The 24734-nt window shown below is 45.7% G+C and carries 18 protein-coding genes and 1 tRNA gene; 9 read left to right on the forward strand and 10 right to left on the reverse strand.

The features are described 5' to 3' along the window. The first annotated feature begins 50 nt into the window (after nucleotides 1-50). The 8 genes from WBG78_RS20700 to WBG78_RS20735 all read left to right on the forward strand — a co-directional run bounded on the left by WBG78_RS20700 (nucleotide 51) and on the right by WBG78_RS20735 (nucleotide 10417). Nucleotides 51-1244 (forward strand): redoxin family protein, encoded by a 1194-nt coding sequence (locus tag WBG78_RS20700; RefSeq protein WP_337328390.1) that lies wholly within the window; start codon nucleotides 51-53, stop codon nucleotides 1242-1244. Nucleotides 1245-1269: 25 nt separating this feature from the next. Beyond that, nucleotides 1270-2169: a sugar phosphate isomerase/epimerase family protein gene (locus WBG78_RS20705; RefSeq protein ID WP_337328391.1), complete on the forward strand. Its 900-nt coding sequence runs from the start codon at nucleotides 1270-1272 to the stop codon at nucleotides 2167-2169. Nucleotides 2170-2173: 4 nt separating this feature from the next. After that, nucleotides 2174-2623 carry a protein-disulfide reductase DsbD domain-containing protein gene (locus tag WBG78_RS20710; RefSeq protein ID WP_337328392.1) on the forward strand — a complete coding sequence of 150 codons (450 nt, stop codon included), beginning with the start codon at nucleotides 2174-2176 and terminating at the stop codon, nucleotides 2621-2623. Between the two features lie 6 nt (nucleotides 2624-2629). After that, complete coding sequence (locus WBG78_RS20715; protein WP_337328393.1) at nucleotides 2630-4603, forward strand: protein-disulfide reductase DsbD family protein; 1974 nt, start codon at nucleotides 2630-2632, stop codon at nucleotides 4601-4603. Then, nucleotides 4593-5582 (forward strand): thioredoxin-disulfide reductase, encoded by a 990-nt coding sequence (gene trxB / locus WBG78_RS20720; RefSeq protein ID WP_337328394.1) that lies wholly within the window; start codon nucleotides 4593-4595, stop codon nucleotides 5580-5582. The genes WBG78_RS20715 and trxB overlap by 11 nt, the downstream gene beginning before the upstream one ends. 397 nt (nucleotides 5583-5979) lie before the next feature. After that, the gene (locus WBG78_RS20725) at nucleotides 5980-6699 is read left to right on the forward strand and encodes a hypothetical protein (RefSeq protein WP_337328395.1); all 720 of its coding nucleotides are present in this window, start codon (nucleotides 5980-5982) and stop codon (nucleotides 6697-6699) included. A 213-nt stretch (nucleotides 6700-6912) separates the two neighbouring features. Further along, nucleotides 6913-7836 carry a HamA C-terminal domain-containing protein gene (locus WBG78_RS20730; protein ID WP_337328396.1) on the forward strand — a complete coding sequence of 308 codons (924 nt, stop codon included), beginning with the start codon at nucleotides 6913-6915 and terminating at the stop codon, nucleotides 7834-7836. A 40-nt stretch (nucleotides 7837-7876) separates the two neighbouring features. After that, a complete protein-coding gene (locus WBG78_RS20735) occupies nucleotides 7877-10417 on the forward strand; it encodes a DEAD/DEAH box helicase (protein ID WP_337328397.1) in 2541 nt (846 codons plus the stop codon). Between the two features lie 28 nt (nucleotides 10418-10445). On the opposite strand, the gene WBG78_RS20740 is transcribed toward WBG78_RS20735, so the two are convergent. From WBG78_RS20740 to WBG78_RS20755, 4 genes are all read right to left on the reverse strand, one after another. Next, nucleotides 10446-11765, reverse strand: coding sequence for a hypothetical protein (locus WBG78_RS20740; protein ID WP_337328398.1), 1320 nt, complete (start codon nucleotides 11763-11765; stop codon nucleotides 10446-10448). A 171-nt stretch (nucleotides 11766-11936) separates the two neighbouring features. Then, entirely contained in the window at nucleotides 11937-12689 is a 753-nt protein-coding gene (locus tag WBG78_RS20745) for a DUF6602 domain-containing protein (protein ID WP_337328399.1), read from the reverse strand. A gap of 52 nt (nucleotides 12690-12741) precedes the next feature. Beyond that, a complete protein-coding gene (locus WBG78_RS20750) occupies nucleotides 12742-15432 on the reverse strand; it encodes a TrlF family AAA-like ATPase (protein ID WP_337328400.1) in 2691 nt (896 codons plus the stop codon). Nucleotides 15433-15652: 220 nt separating this feature from the next. Continuing rightward, nucleotides 15653-15724 (reverse strand) — tRNA-Arg (locus tag WBG78_RS20755). 650 nt (nucleotides 15725-16374) lie between these two features. Between WBG78_RS20755 and WBG78_RS20760 the strand changes: the two genes are divergently transcribed. Beyond that, nucleotides 16375-17325, forward strand: coding sequence for a YybH family protein (locus WBG78_RS20760; RefSeq protein ID WP_337328401.1), 951 nt, complete (start codon nucleotides 16375-16377; stop codon nucleotides 17323-17325). 128 nt (nucleotides 17326-17453) lie between these two features. Here the strand turns inward: WBG78_RS20760 and WBG78_RS20765 are convergent, their stop codons facing one another. The 6 genes from WBG78_RS20765 to WBG78_RS20790 form a co-directional block, all read right to left on the reverse strand. After that, a complete protein-coding gene (locus tag WBG78_RS20765) occupies nucleotides 17454-18896 on the reverse strand; it encodes an MFS transporter (protein ID WP_337328402.1) in 1443 nt (480 codons plus the stop codon). 19 nt (nucleotides 18897-18915) lie between these two features. Continuing rightward, entirely contained in the window at nucleotides 18916-19479 is a 564-nt protein-coding gene (locus WBG78_RS20770) for a TetR/AcrR family transcriptional regulator (protein WP_337328403.1), read from the reverse strand. 271 nt (nucleotides 19480-19750) lie between these two features. Further along, entirely contained in the window at nucleotides 19751-20542 is a 792-nt protein-coding gene (locus tag WBG78_RS20775) for a DUF4261 domain-containing protein (RefSeq protein ID WP_337328404.1), read from the reverse strand. Between the two features lie 15 nt (nucleotides 20543-20557). Further along, a complete protein-coding gene (locus tag WBG78_RS20780; protein ID WP_337328405.1) occupies nucleotides 20558-21274 on the reverse strand; it encodes a hypothetical protein in 717 nt (238 codons plus the stop codon). Between the two features lie 268 nt (nucleotides 21275-21542). Next, nucleotides 21543-23936 (reverse strand): ABC transporter permease, encoded by a 2394-nt coding sequence (locus WBG78_RS20785; protein WP_337328406.1) that lies wholly within the window; start codon nucleotides 23934-23936, stop codon nucleotides 21543-21545. A gap of 247 nt (nucleotides 23937-24183) precedes the next feature. Then, a complete protein-coding gene (locus WBG78_RS20790; RefSeq protein ID WP_337328407.1) occupies nucleotides 24184-24732 on the reverse strand; it encodes a hypothetical protein in 549 nt (182 codons plus the stop codon). Between the last annotated feature and the right edge of the window lie 2 nt (nucleotides 24733-24734).

Here is a 24734-nt window from a genome sequence, read left to right on the forward strand (position 1 = left end):
CAGGTATTTTAGTTGCATCAATAGACAAAACAACCAAACTCTTGTCAATTATGCAGCCACTTACATTCGTCATCAGAAGTACGAAGAGCGTCTTGCAGGCGTTCTTGTGCCTTATCTCCGTTGCCTCCGTTGCCCAGGCACCTCAATCACAAAAGCATCCCACGCTCGAAATCGGTGCCTCCGCTCCGGACTTTTCACTGCCCGGTGTTGACGGTAAAACCTATTCGCTTAAGAGCTTCGCGAAAAGCAAGTTCCTGGTCGTTGTCTTCACTTGCAACCATTGCCCAACTGCGCAGGCCTATGAGGAACCGATCAAAAAGCTTGTCACCGATTACCAGTCGCGTGGAGTCGCCTTCGTGGCAATTTCTCCCAACGACCCGAAGTCAATCCGATTGGATGAGCTGGGTTACACCGACCTCAGCGATAGCTTTGAAGAAATGAAGATTCGCTCGAAAGACTTGCAGTACAATTTTCCTTACCTCTACGACGGAGAAACTTCTACCGCATCAATGACGTATGGCCCGCAGGCAACCCCACATGTATTTATCTTCGATCAGCAACGCAAGCTGCAATACACTGGGCGCATCGACGATGGATTGGGTCTCCCTGGAGAGGCGAAAACATTCGACACATCCGTCGCTTTGAATCAGCTGCTTGCCGGACAACCAGTTGCAGTTGCCAAGACGAAAACGTTTGGCTGCTCAGTAAAGTGGCCTGAGAAACACAATCTCGTCAACGCTGAAGCCACGAAATGGAAAGAAGAAAAAGTTTCGCTCGAAGAAGCTGGAATGGACAGCATCAAATCATTGTTGTCAAACAAATCAGGCAACTACCGACTCATCAACATTTGGGCAACGTGGTGCGGTCCTTGTGTTTCCGAGTTTCCCGACTTTGTCACTATTAATCGCATGTATCGTCTGCGTGAGTTCGAAACCGTTTCTATAAGCCTCGACGATATCTCCAGGAAGAACAACGCGCTCGGGTTTCTCCAGAAGAAAGAAGCCTCGTTTCAAAACTACATTTACAACGGCGACAAATACGCGTTCATCGAAGCTATTGATAAAGAGTGGCAGGGTGCGCTACCTTATACAGTATTGTTAGCACCGGGAGGAGAAGTGGTATATCGCACACAAGGCTCCATTGATCCGCTTGAATTGAAAAAGATCATACTGAATTCTTTGGGACGGGTCATGCAAATTCCAACACAGTACAAGGAGCGCGCAAAGTCAGCCTCCGTAAACTAAAGTCTAACCTTTAAACACTACTGCAATGATTAACAGACGCCAGTTTATAAAGGCGAGCGCTACAGCTATGGCTGTGAGTTTGCCGGCCTGGAGCTTTATACAGGGAAGAACCAATGCTATGCCTGCTCCCGGTGTGCAATTGTTTACATTCTTCAATACAATGGACAACGATGTAGCCGGAACAGTTCGCGCGGCTGCTGAAGTGGGATTGAAGAACATCGAGTCCGCCTTTAGCAAGAAGGGTGATTACTATGGCATGAAAGCCAAAGCATTTGCCGACCTGCTCAAGTCGTCAGGCATGCAGTGGCGCTCACACCATGTCTTTGGCGCTCCCCTTAAACCTCGCAAAGATGCTAATGGCAACCCTATATCTATGCCTGCGCTCAAGAATCTCAAAGAGAATCTGAGTGAAATACTAGATGATGCTAAGGCAGGCGGCCTGCAATATCTCGTTGCAGCGCATTTGCCTATTGGAACCGCAGATGAAATCAAGTCATCGCTCGATATCCTCAATGCCTCTGCCGGCCCGTGTAAGAAGGCTGGTATTCAACTGGTGTATCACAACGAACCCGCTGACTTTAAGAATATCGAAGGAAAGATACCCTATGAGGTATTTTTGAAAGAGACGGATTCTGACGAGCTCAAGTTTGAACTGGATATCGCCTGGGCAATAAAGGCCGGGCAGGATCCCGAGCAACTGTTCAACCAATATTCCGGAAGATTTCCGCTCTGGCATATCAAAGACCTGAGTCAGGATTATCAAACGGTACTTCCAGTGGGAGAGGGTGTGTTGAATTACAACAAGTACTTCACTTATGCGACCAAAAGTGCCTTGAAGTACTATTTTATCGAGCACGAAAGTGCACAGGATCCGATCGCGAGCATTGGAAAGAGCATCAAGACCATTCAAACAATAACTTCATAATGCGATGGCACGCCATATTCTCCTCTACATCTTCCTATTCACCGGCCTCAGGGTTACAGCGCAAGAGTCACCGGTGACATGGAAGTTCGAAAGCAAAAAGACCGACTCCGGTACTTACGAACTTAACCTGTCTGCCACGGTATCTTCACCTTGGCATATATACTCTCAAAATACACCCGAAGGCGGACCGATACCGACAAAAATTCAATTCAAACCGAATCCGTTGGTGACTATGTCGGGAAGCATTAAAGAGCAAGGAAAGCTTAAGACGATTCATGATTCAAACTTTGGAGTGGACGTCAGGTACTTTTCCGGAGATGCCAGTTTTGTTCAGCAGGTGAAGCTGAAGTCGCCGGTAAAAACTACGCTGAAGGGAACGATCGAGTACATGGTTTGTAATGACAGCAAGTGCCTTCCCCCGGTAACTGTACCTTTTGAAATTACCCTAAACTAACAACTTATGCACAGCAATATTTGGAAGGTTGCCATCATGCTGGCAGCTCTGGTAGTACTCAGTGCGTATACGTACGCGCAGCCGTCTATCGAATGGACTTCTTCCGCTGACAAGACAGGTGAAACATCCTACTCGATCACATTGTCTGGAGCGATTCCTGACACGTGGTATGTTTATGGGTTGAACCATGACATCGAAGGTTTGGAGGCGCCGATCATCAACTTTGAATATGAGAACGTCCACATAATCTCTGGTCCTCAATTCAAGGGCAAATCCCGGAATATTGAAGACGCCATCTTCGAGAACAAGGTGACTTCGGGATTTTCAGGGTTCCTTCAGCTCAAGTTTGAAGTTAATATCATCGGTACGATACCACCGATTCTGAATGGATCGATCACGGTATATGCTGCCAATGGCAAAGAGTTCTACCCGGTCGAGCATGGATTCGCTATCGCACTCGATGCAAGTGCACAGATTGCAGGTGGGGAGACAATCAAGAGAAGTAACATCCGCATTGATGAGCCGCTCTCGCAATGCGGTGGACAGGAAGCTACAGAAAAGAGTCTGTTCGGAATATTCCTATTGGGATTCGCGGGCGGATTGATTGCTTTGTTAACACCTTGTGTATTTCCCATGGTACCAGTTACCGTTTCATACTTCACCATGCAATCGGGCAATCGTAAAGCAGCTATCAGAAATGGCGTGTTGTTCGGTGTTTTTATTTTCCTGATCTACATCTTGCTTAGTCTCCCATTTCATATACTAGGCGATGTCAATCCCGAGATTTTCAACGCGATCTCTACCAACGCCTGGTTGAACCTGTTGTTCTTCGCGATATTCACCTACTTCGCGCTGTCATTCTTCGGATTCTTTGTCATCAGCCTGCCCAATAGTCTTGCCAACAAGGCCGATGGAAAAGCAGGACTTGGAAACCTCGGCGGTATTTTCTTCATGTCGCTCACGCTTGTCATCGTCTCATTCTCCTGCACGGGACCTATTCTCGGATCCTTGTTAGTAGGCTCATTAAGTGGCGGTGCGTGGCCGCTCACCGCCGGACTCGCGGGATTCGGTGTAGCCCTGGGCTTGCCTTATGGTTTGTTCGCCACTTTTCCCAACTTGTTGAAGTCGCTGCCTAAGTCTGGTGGCTGGTTGGATACTGTAAAGAAGGTGCTTGCCTTCGTAGAGCTGGCACTCGCACTAAAGTTCTTATCCAACGCCGACCTGGTAATGCACTGGGGACTGGTGAAGCGCGAGGTGTTCATAGCGATATGGATAGTCGTCGCACTGGGACTCTCAGCCTACCTCTTCGGCATACTTCGCTTACCACATGACTATAAGGGGCAGAAGATAAGCGTGGTACGCAAAGTCCTCGCCGTCGTTTCATTGACATTTGCACTCTACCTAGTACCTGGAGTGTTGCCGAACAGCGCCGGACGTCTGCAGTTGCTTAGTGGATTTCCGCCGCCCATGTCGTATAGCCTATATGACAATCAAACAAATGACCACGGAGCACTCGAGGCCAATGTCATCAACGACTATCAAAGAGCGGTGATGTTATCGGACTCTTTGAGCAAGCCCCTTCTGATAGACTTCACCGGTTGGGCATGCGTGAACTGCCGCAAGATGGAAGAGAATATCTGGAGTCAGCCCGCTGTAAGCAGCTACATAAAGGAGAATTACATACTCGTGTCGCTCTACGTAGACGATCGAAAGAAGCTGCCGGTCCTCGAAAGGTTCACCTATGAAACCAATGATCGGAAGACAAAGAGCATCAACACGTATGGCGACAAGTGGGCGACATTCGAGGCCGAAAATTTCCAGCAGGTCACGCAGCCTCTCTATGCCGTCGTTGACAATCAGGAACGGCTGTTGAACATACCCGTAGGCTATACACCGGATGCAGCAGAATACCTGAACTGGCTTCAATGCGCAAAGGAAACATTTGATAAAGCGAAACTTCAAGCAAGCCATGAAAACTAATACGTTAGATCCTATACAATGCCTCATAATCGGTTCAGGGCCCGCCGGCTACACTGCTGCGATATACGCTGCGCGCGCCGGACTTAGTCCGGTGTTGTATCAGGGCATTCAACCCGGTGGCCAATTAATCACCACGACAGAAGTAGAAAATTATCCGGGCTTTGCCGATGGCGTGCAAGGTCCCGATATGATGATGCACTTTGAAAAACAAGCGCTCAGAATGGGCGCCGACATTCGATACGGCATAGTCACGCAGGTAGACTTCACAGGACCTCTGCACCGTGTTCAGTTGAATGATGAAGATTGGTTATCGGCCAGGACAGTCATCATATGCACGGGAGCATCTGCAAAGTGGCTCGGACTGGAGAGCGAAAAGCGGCTAAATGGTTATGGTGTAAGTGCCTGCGCTGTGTGCGACGGGTTCTTCTTCCGTGGCAAAGACGTTGCTATCGTCGGGGCTGGGGATACGGCATGCGAAGAGGCATTGTATCTTTCAAAACTGTGCCGCGTCGTTCACATGATCGTTCGAAAGGATGCGCAGAGCATGAAGGCGAGTAAGGTAATGCAACAACGCGTTAATAACACGGCCAACATACGTATCCATTGGAACTCCGAAACGCTGGAGATTTTGGGCGATAAGGAAGTTGAAGCGATAGTCGTCCGCAACAACGCTACTGGCGAACAAACCAATATATCTGCCGACGCGTTCTTTGTTGCCATTGGCCACAAGCCCAACAGTGATATCTTCCGAGGTTGGCTGGACATGGATGTCGACGGCTATCTGCTCACACAACCCGACAGTACTGCTACGAACATCTCAGGTGTCTTTGCCGCCGGCGATATTCAGGACAGAACTTTTAGACAAGCTATAACGGCGGCCGGAACCGGCTGCATGGCTGCGCTGGAAGCAGAGAGATACCTAACTGCCTTGGTGCATGGTCAAAATATTTCATCCGTTCCCGAATATCTCTTAAGGTAGCTGCGCAATGATGATAATTACTTTATTCAAGTGTAGCTACTTGTTGGAACCTTACGCAGCGACTTGGCTCTGAAGATTACGGTCTGGGTGAGACTAGGGCCCAAGTTGAGGTAGGGAAAGAGTTGCATACTTTAGGGGCAGGTAGGGTATATTTGGCGATGCATCATGCGTCGAAGATGTTGGTGCAAAGTTCTATCGCGCTAATGCATTTAATACTCGCCTCGTGCCTTTAACAAAACGAACTCACATCAATCCCTGTTTTTGGTCAGCTCTCTGGAACGAAAACTATCACTGTCATTTCACGGCTAATCAGGAGTCTAAACTACGGGCACGCGACGCCACAATCACATTCCTTGAAATCAACAGTAACAAAATCCTTACACTACCAACTAACGATGTGTTTTTTGAAAAGAACTTAGGTCTTGCTCCAATTGAGCCGAAAAAAGCACTAGAATTTTGTAAAAGACATCACCCTGACAGGTACGAAACATTCGCAAAGGAAATCGAGAATGATCCAACGACACTGATATTGGATTTTGAAAATATTATCTCCGGATTGGAAAAATTGCCGATTTATGGGTCGATGATGAAGTTAGCACGAACTGGAAAAATTGAGGACGACATGGAGAAAAGCTGGCTATCATTCTTTTCGACTCACCACCAACTACGATCACACCAGTATTTAAATAACCTCACCGAACTGTACGAGAAACAAGGCCGCGCGAAGTTCGAAGCATATATTGAACTTAAATGGCAACTTTCAGGAACAGAATTTATGACTGAAGAAACTATTACCGCGTTTAAGAGAAAGTGGACAGTTTATAGGACTCCGAAAAAGATTATTCCCCTCTCAGACGCGCCGATCGTGGGGACACCTCATCTCCAATTCGTAACAATAGCGCCTGATACCCTAATTACAATTGAATATCATGATGCGTCTACTGGGATGGGCATTGAGTACAGAGAACGAATTCCTCCGAACATCTACAACCTTTTCATAAGAAGTATAATACAATACGCAACTAAAGGGTTGGCATTCTACAATCAAAAAGATGCGCAGAAGTGCCAGGAACTATCAGCATGGAGAGGTCGACGCCGCGCTTTGCGTGTGAATTGAGTTGTAAATAACTCTAACAATCTGAGCGGCTCTGTTGGTTAACCTGCCGAAAAACTCCAAAATGAGTTAAAATTCGCTTATCTTAGATGAATTCTGGCCTTTCACCCCGGCTAAATAATGACGTTAGTTGTTAGGAATAACTATGTATTTGTGTCCACATGGGCATTAAACACTCAAGCAAGGCGGTCGTTGTGTGATATATGATTTCATTGCATGGAGTTGGATTTAGTCAATAAGATATTTGAGGACATCGTCCGAGGCAGTCCAACCAGTTTGTCCAATTATCTAAGGACTATTGAGTTCAGCTGCCCAGTAGACCAAACTCGAACCAAAGTCTATATTCACTCAATCCATCTAAATGGCAACCGCCAGGTGAGAACAAGGGACTTTGTCGAATTCGTCGCCAGGCATGTAATAGAATATGTCATTCCGAGATCAATGATCTCGGAGGCAAAAAAACGCGATGAGGAAGAGCGAATGTCGACAAATATGACTCGCTTGGAGTTCAACGCCAGGAAGCTGTTCACACCATTAAAAAACACCGGCGAGGGTGGTGAGATGTTACTGTTCGTGCTAGGTGAGGTTCTTTTGCGCTTGCCTCAACTCCTGTGTAAAATGAGCTTAAAGACATCTGCGGGCGTACACTATCATGGCGCCGATGGGATACATGTTGGATTCAGCAACAAGGAGTGTATTGAGCTATTTTGGGGGGAATCGAAATTTCACAAATCATTTGATAGCGCTTTGAGTAGTTGCCTTGAAAGCATTGGTCCGATATTGAAGCGAGTAGATGGAGCGGATACAGAAGACCTGTTCTTGTTGCAGAACCATCTGGACTTGGACAACATCGATTATACCAGGATCGTGAAAGCGCTACTTGACAAGGATAGTGCTGAATACAATTCACTAAAGTATTGCGGATTGTGCCTAGTGGGATTTGATGATGACGTATATTCTGAAAATGTAACCGAGCAGGTTCTTTCTGACCTATGCACTGGCTGGAAGCAAAAGATTAAGGAAAAACTGACAGCAGAGGAGCTAGGATCCTTTGATATACATTTTTTCTGCTTACCCGTACCTGACGTTGATGAATTTCGTAGAATATTCTTGGAAACGTTAGGAGTACAACGCGCTTAGTGTTTTTTAATTGACTATGGAACTCTAACACCACTTCACCATGTCAGAAACGGAATTGCGGTCTTGGTTGTTTGGGCAGACTCAGTTTACAACGGAGTATTACAAGCTGCTGATTGAGTCTGTGAAAAGTCAGTTCTCAGCTATTTCATCCGAGGCGCGAGTTCACAACTGGAGTTACCTCCTAAAGGCGGCCAGTCTTATTGCCACTTCCAAAGACAGTACTTTGCAGGACACCGCACTCCGGATTGCTCAGTTTTGCCTACAATCAGTAACTGATACAACTGAGGTTCAAAAAGGTTCTGCTGTTTTTATCCTGGATCAGATGGCAAACCGGATGAGTATCAATCTTTCCAGCGAAAGGCAATTACTCAGTCATGGTCGAGATTGGATTGCAAGCTTTACCGGCTCAGTTAATTGGACTAAGAATGGTTTAGAGCATTCTATCTGGCTGAGAAATGGAGCGGCTGTTGATGTCAATAATTTTCAAAGGGAGTTTTGGAACGCTCTTCACAATCACCGAGCAGTTAGCGTTTCAGCTCCCACATCTGCTGGTAAGTCATATTTAGTAAAGCAATGGATAAGAGAGATGCTTGAAGAGAAATTGGCATCTGTGATCGTGTATTTGGTTCCAACTCGCGCTTTGATCTCCGAGGTTCAATTAGATATGCAAAGTTCATTGTCCGACAAAATTGCAACCTCTAGGGTTAACGTCACGACATTTCCGTTTGATGTAGCGAACGAGGGGGTCGAAAGTTCGACTATTTATGTACTGACTCAGGAGAGACTGCAATTGTTATTGGCCCAAGTGCACAGCAATATCGACGTCTTAATTGTGGATGAAGCATATAAGATTTCCGATCGGGAACGTGGAATCCTACTCCAATATGTAATCGAGAAAACGAAATCCAGGAACGCTGCGGTAAAGCTAGTGTACATCTCTCCTCAGGCAAGTAATCCTGAAATCTTTGTGGATGAAGAGGTTGATGGCTACAGTAAAAAGTTCACTGATATCACTGTCAATCAAAACTTGATTTGGGTAAAGCATGTATTGGGCAAGAAATGGACGTTGCAATTATGTTATGGATCAAACAGGTTCACACTGGGAGATATTAACCTCCCGAATCGGCCCTCGCCAGCCAGTTTTAAGCTTCCAATGCTTGCTCATTACTTGGGAGGTAAAGGTGGAAATATACTTTACGTAAATGGTCCATCAGAAGCGGAGAAGATGGCGGCACAACTGTGCGATTTAATTGGTAAGCAAGTAGATCCACCACACCCCCGAATTCTTGAGTTAATTGAATTATGCGAGAAGGCAATCCACCGGAAGTTTAGACTTATATCTGTCCTGAGATTTGGGGTTGGATTTCATTACGGTAATATTCCATTACTGATTCGCGAGGAGATTGAAGCTCTCTTTAGAGATGGCATAATAAATTACTTAGTATGCACTTCAACGCTAATCGAAGGCGTGAATCTTCCTTGTAAGAACTTGTTCGTACGTGCTCCTAAACGTGGATTGGGAAATCCGATGACTCCTGAGGATTTCTGGAATCTTGCGGGCAGAGCTGGTCGTTGGGGAAAAGATTTCCAGGGCAATATATTTTGTGTGGATCCAGAGGAGTGGTCGGCGCCAGAGGCCAAGACTGCAATGCCAATAACACGTGCCACGGAGCAGGCGCTTCGTAATGAAGGCGAGTTGCTCAAATTCATAAATGATGGAACTCCTAGAGAAGAGGCTGCACGACCAGAAAAGAGGATATTTGAATCGATGGCCTCATATCTTATGGCGAGTTCAAAGTCATTCGGAGGGATTAACAGAATTCCGTGGATGTCAAAATTACCGGTTGCCCTTATAAGCAAACTTCAGCTGGCCATTGACGACCATTTATCTGTCGACGATATTCCTTCTCAGCTGATTGACAATCATCCTGGTATAAGTCCGATAGCAATGCGGGCCATGCTTCAGTACTTTATAACGCATTCTAACGACCCAAATGTATTGTTGATTCCTTTTGCCTCGGACTCGAATGCTGTTACCCGTTTCAAAGAAGTCATGGAACGATTTTATGGAAGATTGACAAATGAGTTTACGAACAGGGAAAAGTATCTCTTCAAGCAAGCGATACTCGTCGTTTGCTGGATGCGCGGTATGTCCGTACGACGAATCATAGACGCAAGGCATAAGGCGGTTCCAGATGAAGATATTCATACGACAATACGCACCGTTCTTCAAGATATTGAGTCGATAGCGCGGTATAAGGCGCCGAAGTTTCTTTCGTGCTACAATGATATATTGCGCATTCATCTTGAGAGAATAGGGCGATCGGATTTGGTTGACGAGATTCAAGATATTTCCTTGTTCTTAGAAATGGGTGTAAACACAAAGACCGAGCTATCACTGATCAACCTTGGCCTATCAAGAACTTCTTCAGTAGAACTCAAAGAGTACATCAGCGACGATTCGCTCGACGAACAGCAGTGTCTTGCTTGGATTAGAGATTCCGGAAACGATTGGCAATCAAAAGACTTGCCGGCCCTTGTAAAAAGGGAAATTTCTAGAGTTGTGTCAATCCATAATTAGTTTGACAGTTACAACTTATAAGTTTCAATCATATTTTCCAATGCTGTTCTGTTAAGTACTGCTTGAAGCCCATCATGGATACTTTTAATCGATCTTCGAAATAGGTGCAACACATTTTGTCAAGGCTGTAAATTGGCCGAGTTCGTTTGTTCTTGAAAAAATCTGAAAAAATATGTATTAGCCGGTCTACAAGAAGGTCATAACCCTTCCTTCCGTCCACTTCACTGTATGCTGGGTCGACAAATTCAAGCTTGACCTTTTTGTTGTATTTCAAAGCATTTACAATGGACGAATTTATGTGGAAATCACCAAAGGAATAGCCGATGACTACGATACGGTCTCCCAACATACAGTCCCTATCAAATGCCGCCTGCATTTGTCTAAAAGGGGTTGCAAAAGATTTCTGAGTCTTGTGGTAACCGGTGATAATGTTGCTTACCTGGACACTTTGGCCTCGATTAATTTGCAGCACAGGACTGCTGGAAATAGATGACAATGAAATGTATGGATTTAACGATACCCACATATTATTCAATTGTGTGCGTTGATCCCTAGGATGAACATTCCAGAAAGAAGATCCGTGAAGATTGTAATGAACTGCTATATCCTCTCTATTTAAAATCTTATCAAGCTCCAGTCTTCCGTCATGATATATACTTCCTACTTTAGACGGTTCGCTAAAACCCTCAAAAATATCGTATCCCAGGTGTGCGGCTATTAGTTTGAAGTTTCTATCGTAGTTGAGCGTATACATCCGCACAATTGAATCATTGCTCATTTGCCGATACCAATCGCCGAACGCGCTGTTGATTGTTGTGAAATCGCCATGCGCCGTTTCCGCAGATTTTGTGTAAGAATATTTAGAGACTCTGGCGTTTATGTTGATTAACATCAAACTGAGAAGATGTTGAAAATAGAATTGGTGTGGCGATTCGTTGTTAATCGAATATTCAGCATAATCGTAAGTCGTTCCCTTAGGAATATTTAAGCGATAGCCATGAGTCTCTTCCCCGCCGTAAATATCAAAGTCCCAAAAGTCATCGCCAAAGTTTGAGTGTAATAATGTACGACTTATCGACGACGTTTTGCGTTTCCCGTCAAAGTAAGCGTAGTGGGAAATTAGCTCGTCGATAGCATTAACAAGTGTCTCAAAATTAATATCTTCGGCTGAATGCCCTGACTTCAACAGAGTCTGATAAATGAGCTCTGTAGCCGTTTGGCCGTCTAGGCCGGTAAAAAGAGTTCCAACTTTTCGGGTCATTGCTGTTAAGTAAGAGGTCGTTGGACCTCCCCACTCCAGGGCCGCTCCCGCGCCAAAAAGAACGACCGTTTTGCTAAAGCCTCTCATGATCTTTTGCGTGTCTTTGTCAATATTACTGAAGAGTTATTTTAAGCAATAACCGTGTTCTTCTGTAATGCCATTATTAGGTTCTCTGTCTATGAGCATTGGACCGAACATTTCTTATTTGATTTTTTATGGATAATGCTTTGCAAGGCTCTTTTGAAATAATCGAGAATGTTAAAATTGGTGTTCAAGATTCAACTCTTTGTCAGTGACAAACCAGACAAAATTGTTCTTTGTTACCGATTTGTTCGCGAGATAATTGGTGAGATTTGAAATAAAGAAGGGAAAGGATAAGTCATTGATTCGGTATACAGAATGCGGCAATTGATCGTCCGGCCAATACTTAATGAACCAGTCCTTGTTTAACGATACATGATTTACCTTGAATTTTGAATAGTTATCATCTTGAACGTATTCATCGTTGCCTTCGGAAAAGGTTTTTGAAAATGAATTGAAACTAGCATTAAATTGATATCCTTCGTAAGCGAAGACTCCATTAAAAAAGTTTAACGTCTGATCCATTTTTGTTTTTCCTAAGAATACAAACTTGCCATTTTCATTAGCTCGATGAATGATCCTCGCGAGGTCTTGAGTCTGAAGGTTGTTCTTTACTTCGACGATAGCTCTTACTCCATCGGGGGTAAGTATAACAAAATCTCCTTCTTTGAATAGCACAGGACTTGTGCTGTCATAAATAATAATATCAATTTGTCGCGAAGATACGTGTTCACCGCGCGTGAACGTTGGTTTTACCACGAATCCAGTCGCGATCAAATATCGTTCTGGAATAAATCTCCTTAGGACATTTTTTAAAATGGCCTCCTTATATCTACCATCTTCCCCCCAGTGATGTATAAGGTTTCTCACTTTGTGTGTTACCGCTAAGAGCTCGTGCGTCGTGGCTTGGTGATACTCCAGTAATGACATTGAATGAATGCTGTTTAGATTTGTTTAAGGTTGATGGATCAGACGATTGCTTCTATTGCGCTCTTTGCAATCCGTAAATCTTAGCCCGTCGCTCGAATGCCTCTCTCGCACCCTCCAGGATTTTACATGCGACATCTCTCGTTGCGGTGTCATCAATCGAACCCCGAGATACGATGACACTTTTTTCGTTGGAGCTCTTTAGAACAATGATTTGTTCGGCATCTCCTAGTACAGCGATGTTTGCATTGTGCGTTACGATAATGATTTGCCGTCGTTCTTTGGCTAATCGTAAAACGGGAACTAGGCTGTGATAAATAAATTCCCCATCTAGATTATCTTCCGGTTGATCAATGATTAGCGGATCTTTACTCTTTGCTGAAAGCATTAATGCTAATAGAACCGATTGTTGTTGACCGAGTGAGAGCTTCGCAAAATCTCTGGTTGCAACCGTCGGAGAACCATTTGGATTTTGGATAGTTTTGGTAACTATAAGTTGGGGGAGATCATACACTGGACACCTTTCTAGTGCAAACCGAATTTCAGGGATTGATAATTTTTCAATTATTCGTTCTGCCTCGGCTCGGTCAAATACTGTTGTTTTTTCCGCAGTGACAACGGTCATGATTTTTGATGCGTCATTGTTATCAATTGCCTTAACCAACTCCGGCATTGTCAGCTGTTTGATCATTAATGAGGCTCTGGGTACCTGGCTAGTTCTCCAACCCATCGCCTGCTTGATTTGCTCCTCGGCATCGGGCGAATACGCACTGCGCGAAAATTTTAAACTAACTGATAGGTCAGTTAACCCGGATTTGAGGATTTCTGAAGCCTCTTTGGCATATGCGCCTCGCGTCATCGCTATGCGTTCCCTCGCGTCCCACCTTCGCTTGGCAGTTAGTTTGTAAAGCTTCTTTTGCTCAGCTAAGTATGGTATCCATGTCTTTAGAGTATTCAGGTAAGCTTGCAGCTGTGCCTCTTCATTTGCAAGCTTTTGAATATAGCGCATGTCTAACGGTATGTTCTGTGCGGCTAGTTGCTTTTTGAGTGTTTCAATTGTATTTCGGGCGATATCTTCCTTTGATTTCCATTGAACAACTTGACTTTGAATTGCAGTTGCCAACTTAGAGTATTCAGCCTTTGCGAGATTTTGAACATTGATAGCTTCAACTCCAAATTCGCGGGCATCTGCCACCATTTTTTCAAATTCCTTTGGTCCAATAGTTAGGTCGCTTGCACGCGCCAGTCGGGCTATTTCATCGATTTTATTTTTTGGAGAAAGTCCATCAATGCTGAGCTTTATTTCATTGACCTTCCTTATTACTTGGGCCCTAATTTCACTCTCCGATGCAAGTTGACGAGATAGTTCGATTACCTCCTTCGCTTTCGCCTTTTCAAGGGCTGCTAGCTGTTGCTGCGTTACAGCCAATGACCTCTCACTGCTAGCTATTAGGTTGACATTTTTCGTTGCTTTTTCAATTTCTTCCTGAATTATTAACAACTCATTTCGCGCATTATTCTCTTCTTGCTGAAGGTCACTGAGGTCGACAAACCGATCTAAATAGGCCAGCAGGGCGATAGGATTACTTTGTGCGTCTTTACAAATCTTTTCAGTTTCCCCTTGACCATAACATTCGATTTGGAACGAAGTCGGTCCGTTTTCTGGATTGCCCGTGTTGACGATTTTCATACCGGCATCCCTTCTTAGCGCATGATATTCATTCGCTTGATCGCACCAAAAGAGATTAATGTTAGTTGGCCATACTTCGCAATCAACAACAGGATTGTCGCTTTCCTTCCCCGTCAGACAACGCGCAGCTTCAAAAGTTGTAGACTTTCCAGTTCCTCTTCCGCCGATGATACAATTCAAATTGGGACTGAAGTGTATTTTTTGGCCATGCATAAATCCGCCTTCCAATGATAGCCCTGCAATTCGAGGAATAGTAGATGGTATTTGATCCTCAATTCTTACCCTTGCGTCACAATCTTCGAGTGCTATTCTAAGTGCCGAGAAGGACGGACTAGCCATTTTAATTCTAGTTACCTTTTTAACACCACTTGCGTTTCGTCCAAGCGCATTTAGTGTATGCGCGTCCGAGCCTAAAACTCGCGCCAGAAATTGGTTTGAACCTAGTGATAGCTTCTCAATGCGCTTACGTCCAAGCGTTTTCCGATTTACATCCCGGTCCCAGTCCGAATAGTGAATGTCAGACGCGGCATTTTTTAATTCAATCCCCAATAATGCTCGATGACAAATTATGTCAAGCTTGTGAGGTGAATTTCCTGGATTTTCAATTTCAAATCCGCTTGCCGTGTCCACATGTGCTAGAATAGCAAATCCACTTAACGTACCCAGTTGGTTTAGACAATCAAGAATTGCATTCTGACATCGGGAGTTCGCGGACCCTCTATCAACGATACTTAGTCTTCCAAAAAATTTTTCTAAACTGTCTATGTTGGGTAGATAGCATAACAAATGTCCCTGCGGCGTGGAGAGTTCAATTCCGGGTATTACCAACAAAGTTGAATTACTTGCTGCCACGAGCGCGGAACGAACATTGCTGATCTCGTTATGGTCGGTTATTGCAATGACATCAAGCCCTTCAGCGGTCGCAGTCGCAACGATTGCTTCTGGTGTCATTGTCGGATCCTTGACATCGTGAGATGCTCCTAGAGAATGAATATGTAAATCGGCCCTAAAGAAACGAGCGCCATTTGACATGGCCAATAATTCTTGTAACTGCATTATGTGCTTATCAACCTAACCAATGTTATCAAGTTAGCAATTATAAATAGTACTTGATAGTTGAAACCCTGGCGGGGAATAATGGCGGTTGACTACATCACTTCGCTTCGTCACAGTTTTTTTACGAAGCAGGACAAAACTATTCAGTACGTAATGGGGTACGCAATTTCCTAAAGCACACTTCAATGTATTGATAATCAATCAATTATCAATAAATAAGTAGTCCCGACAGGAATCGAACCTGCATCAAAAGTTTAGGAAACTCCTATTCTATCCATTGAACTACGGGACCAGATCAAATCCGCCCGTCCGGCAGACAAATCGAGGCGCAAATATATAAAGTTTGCCCATCCCAAGGCCTCCGGGCAGCCCCTTCGCCCAAAAAATAAGGCTCTCTTCTGCCTCAAAAACAGCCATTTTGCTCGATTTTCTAAAAAATTCATCTTCGATTTACAAGAAGGCTGAAAATACCATGGGCCTGAACACCCTCCTGTCAATAGCCCTCCCCGCTCTCACACTCCACACTCACTCTGACTCCAAACCTCCCGTCCCTGCATTTCATCGCGGTAGCCCTACACGCCTCCTACAACGCACTACATGCATCAAACTGCACATTGAAAGCTTAGACCCCATCAGATCTTAAATGCTGGGAAAGCAAAGCCGCAGTCTCCCGGCGCTCTGCGCTGCCTCGGAATTAAACCAGCTACGAAGAACGAGCCATCCAAATCAAACCATAGCAAAAGCGCAGAGCTTTCAAATCAACGCACCTCCCGAAAACTCTAAAACTCCCAAACCTCCCGACCCTGCATTTCATCGCCGCGACCCTGCACATCAATTAATATGCATATTTCGTACATGCACGACCCGCGTTAGTCAATCCGATTTCTGCCTTCCTCCTGCCGCGGCTACTTTTGAGCCAATCCAATACACAACCCAACTGCTATGAAACACGAATTGATCGGCCTGCTATTCGTTGTCGGCCTAACATGCGCTTCAGCTATCGACGTAAACAGTCAAAACGTTTCCAGGAATTCAAATGATCTTCGAACAGAGCTTGAAGCGACAAACAATACAATGGAGCAGCTCTATATTACCGAAGATGCCGATGCCCTGACCAACCTGTACGCTACACAACTCACGTTCTTCCCCGAGTATAAGCCTGCCATTTTCGAAGTTAAAGTGTTAAACAAATTCTTTAAAGACTGGTTTGCCGCAGGAGATATCAGAAGTTACAAGAAAAAGATATTCTCCGTTGAGCAGTATACCGATCACCTCCTGGAGATCGGCACGTTTAATCTCAATTGCTCATCGGGTAAAAATCCTCAGGGAGAATACAGCGGACATTACATGGTTTTATGGAAACGCGACAAGGCAGGAAAGCTAAGTATCGTATCAGAGACATTTGGAGCCGAAATATATATAGAGCCCGAAGTGGTGCCCTACGCAGATGTTAGTGTCGAAAGAATCAACTTCAACGGAACTGACAAGGTGAGCAAGAAGCTGATGTCCGAAGTTGAAGCATTTGATGCGATCGTCTTAAAGGCTGTAGCGACCGGCGACGGAAACGCGAGAGCCAACGGATTTACAAATGATGCCATCCTGTCGTCAGCTTTTGATTCCATCCATGTCGGAATGGAAACGATCAGACCCAAAATGCTGAAGACCTATACACCAAGTGTATCTTTTATTGTTAAGCACTACTATAACCGGATAGTTGATCTTGGTGATTATGTTTTTGTGACCGCTCAATATAAAGGCGGGTGGGGCGATACGACTAAAGGCGGAAGATTTGAAGGTAACATTTCCAGCCTTTTCAAAAGAACAAATGGAAAGTTACTGGCGTACCGGCAAGCTGGAAACCGCGACAGCAATCTGATACTATACGATAACTAGTTAACGACATTGACATTGACGGAACATCAATAGCATTTACATTAATGGAAGTCACCTTGCGCTTAAGCATCCATATAGGTCGATTTTAACGTACCGTTCCGCGGAGGTAATTCATAATTTCAAGCTCTTTAATTCTTAATCGGCACGAAAATCTTATCGCTACTATTCGCATTTACTGATACGGCCGCACTTGTTGCTTTCACGTTCGGAAGCAAAAACAACATCATCCCTACCAGCGCCAGTGAAATGAGCAGACCAACGACTCCCGCATGATAAGCTATTTGCCAATCGTACTTTGAGAAATAAAAGAACACACCGCCGATGATACTCACTCCCAGTGCCGATGCTGTTTGCTGAAAGGTTGAATACACTCCCGCTGCTGCGCCCGCATATTGAGCAGGAACATTTTTCAGCGCAAGGTTCAGCAACGATGGAAGCACAAGTCCGTTCCCGAACCCCCACATGCTCATAAGTCCAATTACCAGCCAGGTGTTGGCGCCGGGCTCCCAAAGTTCCATCTGCAGGTAAAACGCCATTGCAAGGATAACAACACCAACCTGCAATACACGCTTCCCGAATCGAAGGATCATCTTCGATGCAATCACCGACGACACTACAAACAGGATACCTGGCAATATGAAGTACAACCCACTGTCGAGAGCAGAAACCCCAAGTCCGTTCTGAAGATAGACCGCGCTGATCAAAAGGTAAGCGGTGTGCAACATGAAGTGAAACAACACGGCCAGCAATCCAATGTTGAACTCCTTTATCTTAAATAGTCTTACGTCGACCAAAGGATTACCACCCTCCTCAAGTTTCTTCTTCTGATTAATGATAAACACAAAAAAGATTACCAACGACAGCGACAGCATCACGATACTCCAGGCAGGCCAGCCCGCTTCACGACCCTGAATTAATGGATAGATCAAACTGACTAGCCCAAGCGTTAAGATGACAATTCCGGAATAATCAAACTTCTTATCACGAAGACTCCCGGTTTCGGTTACATACTTATGTGTGGCCCAAAGCGTAACAGCACCTATGGGTAAGTTGATAAAGAACACTAGCCTCCATCCTTCAATCACTCCATGCGTGTCTGCAAAGTAACCACCCAGCACCTGACCGATCACCGCTGCGGTACCGAGCGTAATGCCATACAGCGCGAAAGCTTTTGCACGCTCCTTTGCATCAATGAATAACACCTGTATGAAAGCAATAGTCTGCGGCACCATAAACGAAGCACTGAGTCCCTGGAAGAACCTCGTGACATTAAGCTGCAGGGCAGACGTCGACAGTCCGCACAAAACTGAAGCAATCGTAAACGCCAGCATCCCCCAGAAGAAAACCTTCTTGCGTCCGAAATGATCTCCTGCCCTTCCGCCCGTGATCAGGAAAGCAGCATAACCGAGAAGGTATCCTGCAATCACCAGCTGAATCTCTGCATCAGTACCATGCACGCCCTTCTTGATAGCAGGTATCGCCACGTTGATGATGAACACATCAATTACCGAAAGAAAGGGAGCCGACAACACGATGATCAGCTCCAGCCACTTGTTCTTTACCTCTTTCATCTCCGTTACCTGTTTAATCTCAGATGAGTTTTTGAATAATCTTTTTTGCTGCCTGTATTTCGCCTGGCTGCTTGAATACCGATGCCAGGGCGATGGCCCCTTCCAGAGCGACAAAGATCATCTCCGTCAACTCCTGGTCCGACAATACCTTCTTATGCCCTGACTTTACCACCAATGCCCTTATGAATTTTTTACTATGCAGCTTTGCCTGTTGGATCTCAGCCAGAACACGGGGATCACTCGTACCCGCTTCATCATTTGCTTTTATAAACGGACATCCTCCGAAACCGCGCACCTTCTGCCTCTCGATGTGATGATCAAATATGGCAAGCAGCTTTTCCTTCGGATCCTCTACCTTACTGACAGTGGCCTGCAGCCTTGTGAACCACAACTCATGCGTCCGTTGAACGTAAGCAAGCAGGATGTCCTCCTTCGTTTCGAAATGTTTATACAAGGATGCCTTGGCGATATCGGCCTCTTCGATCACCTGGTTGATGCCAGTGTTGCTGTATCCCTGCGCGTAAAAAAGACGTTCAGCGGTATCCAGGATCTTATCAGCAACGGCTTGTCCTCTCTGTTTCATAAACCAAAGCTAAGTGCATTAAATAGACAACTCTGTCTATTTACGTACAATAATGTTTTTTGGTTCCCGGATTGGGCTGGCAGGCCGATTTTATTTATGCAAACGAAAGAGTCGTTCGTGGGGCATTGGCGAAATAGCGTTCAGACGATCAGCTTGACAGCGCTGTACCACGTAAGGACAATCGGGTTTATTCAAAGCAGTTTTTGTGCTTTTAAACCCCTTAATATGAAATGGCAAATGTGATTTGCTTAATAAAGAGTCGTCAGACAGTTCAATAAATAACCTTTACAATCGTCCCCTCGAGTTGCTTGCCTTTCGATCTCCTGATCGGCAACTTCTGCCCCGGCTCAATACCGAACGTCTCGCCGTCGTTGAGGATAACGTTGTTTAATATCACGTAGTGACCCAGGTTAAAAAGCATCTCCCGTATTGCAGTGGACGATTCATCAGAGTTAAGGATCTCAATTTCGTCAAATCCAAACTCTTTCAGTCCGAAAGTGTAGCCGCTGCTCTTGCCCTCTTCTGCTCTCACTCCGATGTAAATCCAGTTCATCAGCGGCAGGTTGTCGTCCGACATCAAATTGGCAAAGCCAACATAAAAGTGAGTCGGCATCACCAGCGTTTGATTGCCCAGGTAAATACCAATCGCATTGGTATGCGTGAGTACGGTTGAGGCCACGTGAGTAAAAGTCCTGTATAGGTTTAGTTTGGTTTCCGTCGTTGATGAAACCGATATTATAATGTGAGCTTTATGATTAGATACAACCTCCTTTGCCTGGGGCCAGTAGTAAGAAATTGAAGATGGAAAGTCCAGCTCATTGCCGGGGATGGGCGCATCGATCAACGCGATGGCTACCTGCGATTGGTCGAATTGAATTACACTGATACCCTTGCCTTCATCGATCTGTTGCTCTTTAACCGAAAGCCCATGCGTGTAGTGTAACTCATCAATGATCTTTTTGAAATCTATTACCGGCACTTCATTTAGCAGTGCCATTCCTAATACAACACCGGAAGATTGTTTCGCAGGAGGGTTAAATAACTTCTTAAGGAAACTAAACATTGTAAAAATTAACTATTAACTGGTTCGAAGATCTATCGCCTTCAGTATCTCCAGGCCCCTTCTGCTAAATCCACCAGCAAGGCCGTCTTTCCAATGATCACAACGCAGGGCCACCAGTGCGACAATACTTCCCTTTGGAATCGGAACACTGACGTTTTGTTTATTCCGCTTATCAATACCCAGCTTAAAGAAAGCCGTTTCTGATTCGACTGTGGGTTTAAAATCGTCGTTATAAAATATTACGATTAATATCTGACGATAATCTTTGGCCTTTTCTGAACGCCTTTTGACACCACCGTGAGTGATTACCTCAATATCAAGCGTAGCGCCCGACGACACAGATGCAGAAATTTTTCTCTGAAATAAGCGAGTCAGTGGATACTCCGAGTGGCACTGAAATTCCTCCAAAGACTTAAGATCAACTAATCCGTCCCGCCACAATTGCTTTTTGAACAGCGAAAGTAACGTACTCCACATCGTTCCATCGTGAAACTTTTCGCGAAATGGGTCCAATGGATCCTTAACGGCCTTTGCATACAGGTTCGCCAACTTGGTCTGAGAGCCCGACAATTTCATATCGTCGTTCAACACTGCTTCTTTTATCGTTCCCCTCTTATTGCGGGGATGGTCGCCGTACGTCTTGCTCTTCACAAGTATCTTACCCTCACCTACAGGATGAATTTTCTTAGCTTTTTTGGCGCCGGATTTGCTGTTGCCCTTCTCTTTCCTCATGGATATATTATCACAACGTGGGGATTTAAGATAAGGGAATCTACTGCTTTTGCAGCGATTTAAAAATCTCAGGCACCCATGCCAGCCCGTATCAGGGCATAATGAATACCTTACAGTGACATTATAGTGACATTACAGTGACCTTATAGTGACCCTGGTTAGGTTCACTGTACATTTTTTGTACATCGTGATCCTGTTGAGCGTAGCGTTGGTTTCTAATAGGATTAAGCTAGGTGTAGGCTCTGATAGGGTGGGTCAAAAAAATACCCTATTCCGCCCTCAGCTTCCTCGCCGGATTGCCCATCGCGGTCTTTAGAATCTGCAGACTAACAGTGATCATCACAATGACTAACATGCCCGCCACAGGAACAACAAACATCCACCATGAAAATGTAACCCTGTGCTCAAACAGCTCGAGCCACGTTCGCATCAGCGCATAGCCTATCGGTAGTGCAACACACGCCGCGGCCATCGCCAACAAAACGAACTCCCCTGACAACAGTCTCCACATGCGCCCGGTAGAAGCGCCCAATATTTTCCGGATACAGATCTCTTTGCTCCTTCGCTCTGCAACATAAGCTGACAAACCAAGCAGGCCGAGACTGCTGATCACGATCGCCAGCACGGAAAAAAGTGTTACAAGTTTTCCAACACGCACTTCGGTCGCGAACTTCGCATCGTATTCTTCGGCGGCAAACTCATAGTCGAACGGAACTTCCGGAACGATCCGGTTAAACACCTCGCTAACCCGCCACACTGCCGTTCGCTCACTGGTTGATGCATTAACACGAAGGTTCATATAGTGATGCGTTTCCTTGCTGAGAAAATACACCGCAGGCATAACGTCGTCATACGGCGACCCCATCAGCATATCATCCACAACTCCTATCACAGTGAAACGATTGAATTTACTTTTCCACGTTTCCCACGATATGCCCTTACCAATGGGATCTGCAAATCCAAGTACACGGGCAGCGGCGGAGTTGATCACAAAGGCCGACGAATCGCTCGCCAGGTTCCTGTCAAAGTCGCGTCCCTGTATCAACGTCCACCCTACTGTTTTTCCAAACTCCGGACTCACAGTGATCGTGGCAAACACGGGCTCCAGCGATGGGCTCTTTCCCTCCCAGTCAAAACCGGAGTTCGATGACCAGATGTCAGTCGGAGGACTCGACGAAACAGAAACTTCGTTCACAACTCCCGAGGCAATCAGTTCATTTCTGACCACATCCGACTTCTCACTCATCTCCGCTCCGATCATCGGTATCATCATCAACCCAGAACGTTCGTAACCAACGGGTCTGTCCTTTCCGAACTGCACCTGTCGCGCGATAACGATAGTGCCGATGATCAGGATCGTCGAAACTGAGAACTGAACTACTACCAGCACCTTTCGGGGCCATCCGCTTTCCCCTTGCACGCGCAGCCCCGTAAGCACCTTCGCCGGGTCGAATGAGGAAAGATAAAACGCGGGGTAACTGCCGGCGAGCAAAATAGTGATCAACAGGAACGGCGCGCACGCGAGCCAGAACATTAGGCTTTCCGTCGGCATCACGATCAGCTTCCGCGTAAGTTGATTAAACAAATGCATACACGCGCTGCATACCACAATGGCTATAACAAAACTGCTGAGAACGACGAGCGCCGATTCGATCATAAACTGAGCAATAAGCTGTACGCGTTTTGACCCAATCACCTTCCTCACACCCACTTCTCTGGTTCTGCGTTCTGCGCGTGCAGTACTCAGGTTTACGAAGTTGATACAGGCCAGCAACAGGATCGATCCTCCGATGGTTGCAAACATCCATACGGTCCTTGCCTTGCCTCCGGTAGCCTTTCCGTTTTTCCATTCGGAATACAGATGCCAGTCTTTCATCGGCTGGATCCACAACTGAGGATGCCGCGCGGCGTACTCCCTGTCTCCTTCCACTTGCTTAAGTATTACATCCTTGATCGCCATCGATGCCTCCTCAATACTGACGTGGGGTTTCATGATCACGTATGTATGAAGATAATTTTGTGTGAACGAAGAAGTCTTCATCCACGGTTCATAACTAGCGAGCAGGCTAAGCGGCGCAAAAAACTCCGCGTCATCAAAGTCGGTGTTATGTGGAAGATCGCGGTATACGCCCTTCACCACGACCTCCATAGTGTTGTTGATGGTAAATTGCTGATTGAGTGCATGTCCGGATTCAAATAACCTGTGGGCTGTACGCTCAGAGATAATGATGCTGTGCGGATCATCGAGGGCCGACGTTCCCTCAATAATGTCGGGCTCAAGCATTGCTGTCCCCTGCGGTTCCATAAACTGCCCGCGCAGAGAAAACTGTTCGTCGCCAAGCGTAGCGAAGTAGTCCTCCACCGGGTAAGCCATCGCTACCTTTTCGAAGACCTGTGAATGATTTATTCTCAACTGATCACCCAACGCATTGGGCAGATAGATCCTCGACAGGACCTCTCCGTCTGCCTCAATGTTACGCACCACGCGACCAAGTTGGTCGTAACGCCTGAAGTACGTATTGAACGACAACTCATCTTTTACCCAAAGTCCAATGAAGATAGCGGCCGAAGTAGCCAGGGCGAGTCCGAAAATGTTGATGGCCGAAAAGACGCGGTCACGCCTGAGGGAGCGCAGGCCAACGATAAAGTAGTTTCCGAGCATAGGTAGAGGTTGGTAAATCTGTCGATGGCTCATCGCCATCCTGTCACAAGGCTTAAAATTCATGCCAGCAGAACAGGGGCTTAAAATGAGTGCTGCAGGCAACTCACGACAGGAGCGGTGTTCAAACCCGAACGCCGACTGCCCCCAACCGGGCGGAATAATCCACTGTCACTGAAACGAAACGCACACACAAATTCATACCGTTATTACAATACAATTATGTACAGTCTAAAACCAACCTCAGCGACTAATTCCTTTTTTCCTTCGAACTCTTCTTCGTCATCTTTCCCAAACCTTTCTTCGCTACCTTCTTCACTACCCCGACCTTCTTCGCCTTGATCACTCGCTTCTTCTCCGAAACAGATTTCGTAATCGTAAGCCCGCTCCTGATTTGACCCTTATCCTTCACCTTCTTCAGCGAAGTCGCGTAAGCCTGTTTTAACAGCTTCTCAATGTATACTCTGGGAAACAACCCGACATCTTCGACCAGCACATAGCGATATTGTTTGCCCTCACCTGTCAATATCCTTTTCGGATCGTCGATCTCCGATCCCCAGTAAAAACCAAAGTGAATGTTTTTGCTCGTTCGCCCCACCGCTATCGAACAGAACGTGTGACCAACACGATCGGTTGGCGACCAGCCAAAGGCGAGTGCATTATAGTCATCGTAGATCAACTCGTTTGCCTTTGGATATAAATCCCACACAAAGTCCCGCAGCCAGAACACAGTCGATTGAATCTCCTTCGAAAAAGGCCTCAAAAACTTAAGCAGGTCCTGAATTTGTTCTTTGCTCATCC

This window comes from Chryseolinea sp. T2, assembly GCF_037203685.1.
In the GTDB taxonomy this organism is placed as follows: domain Bacteria; phylum Bacteroidota; class Bacteroidia; order Cytophagales; family Cyclobacteriaceae; genus Chryseolinea.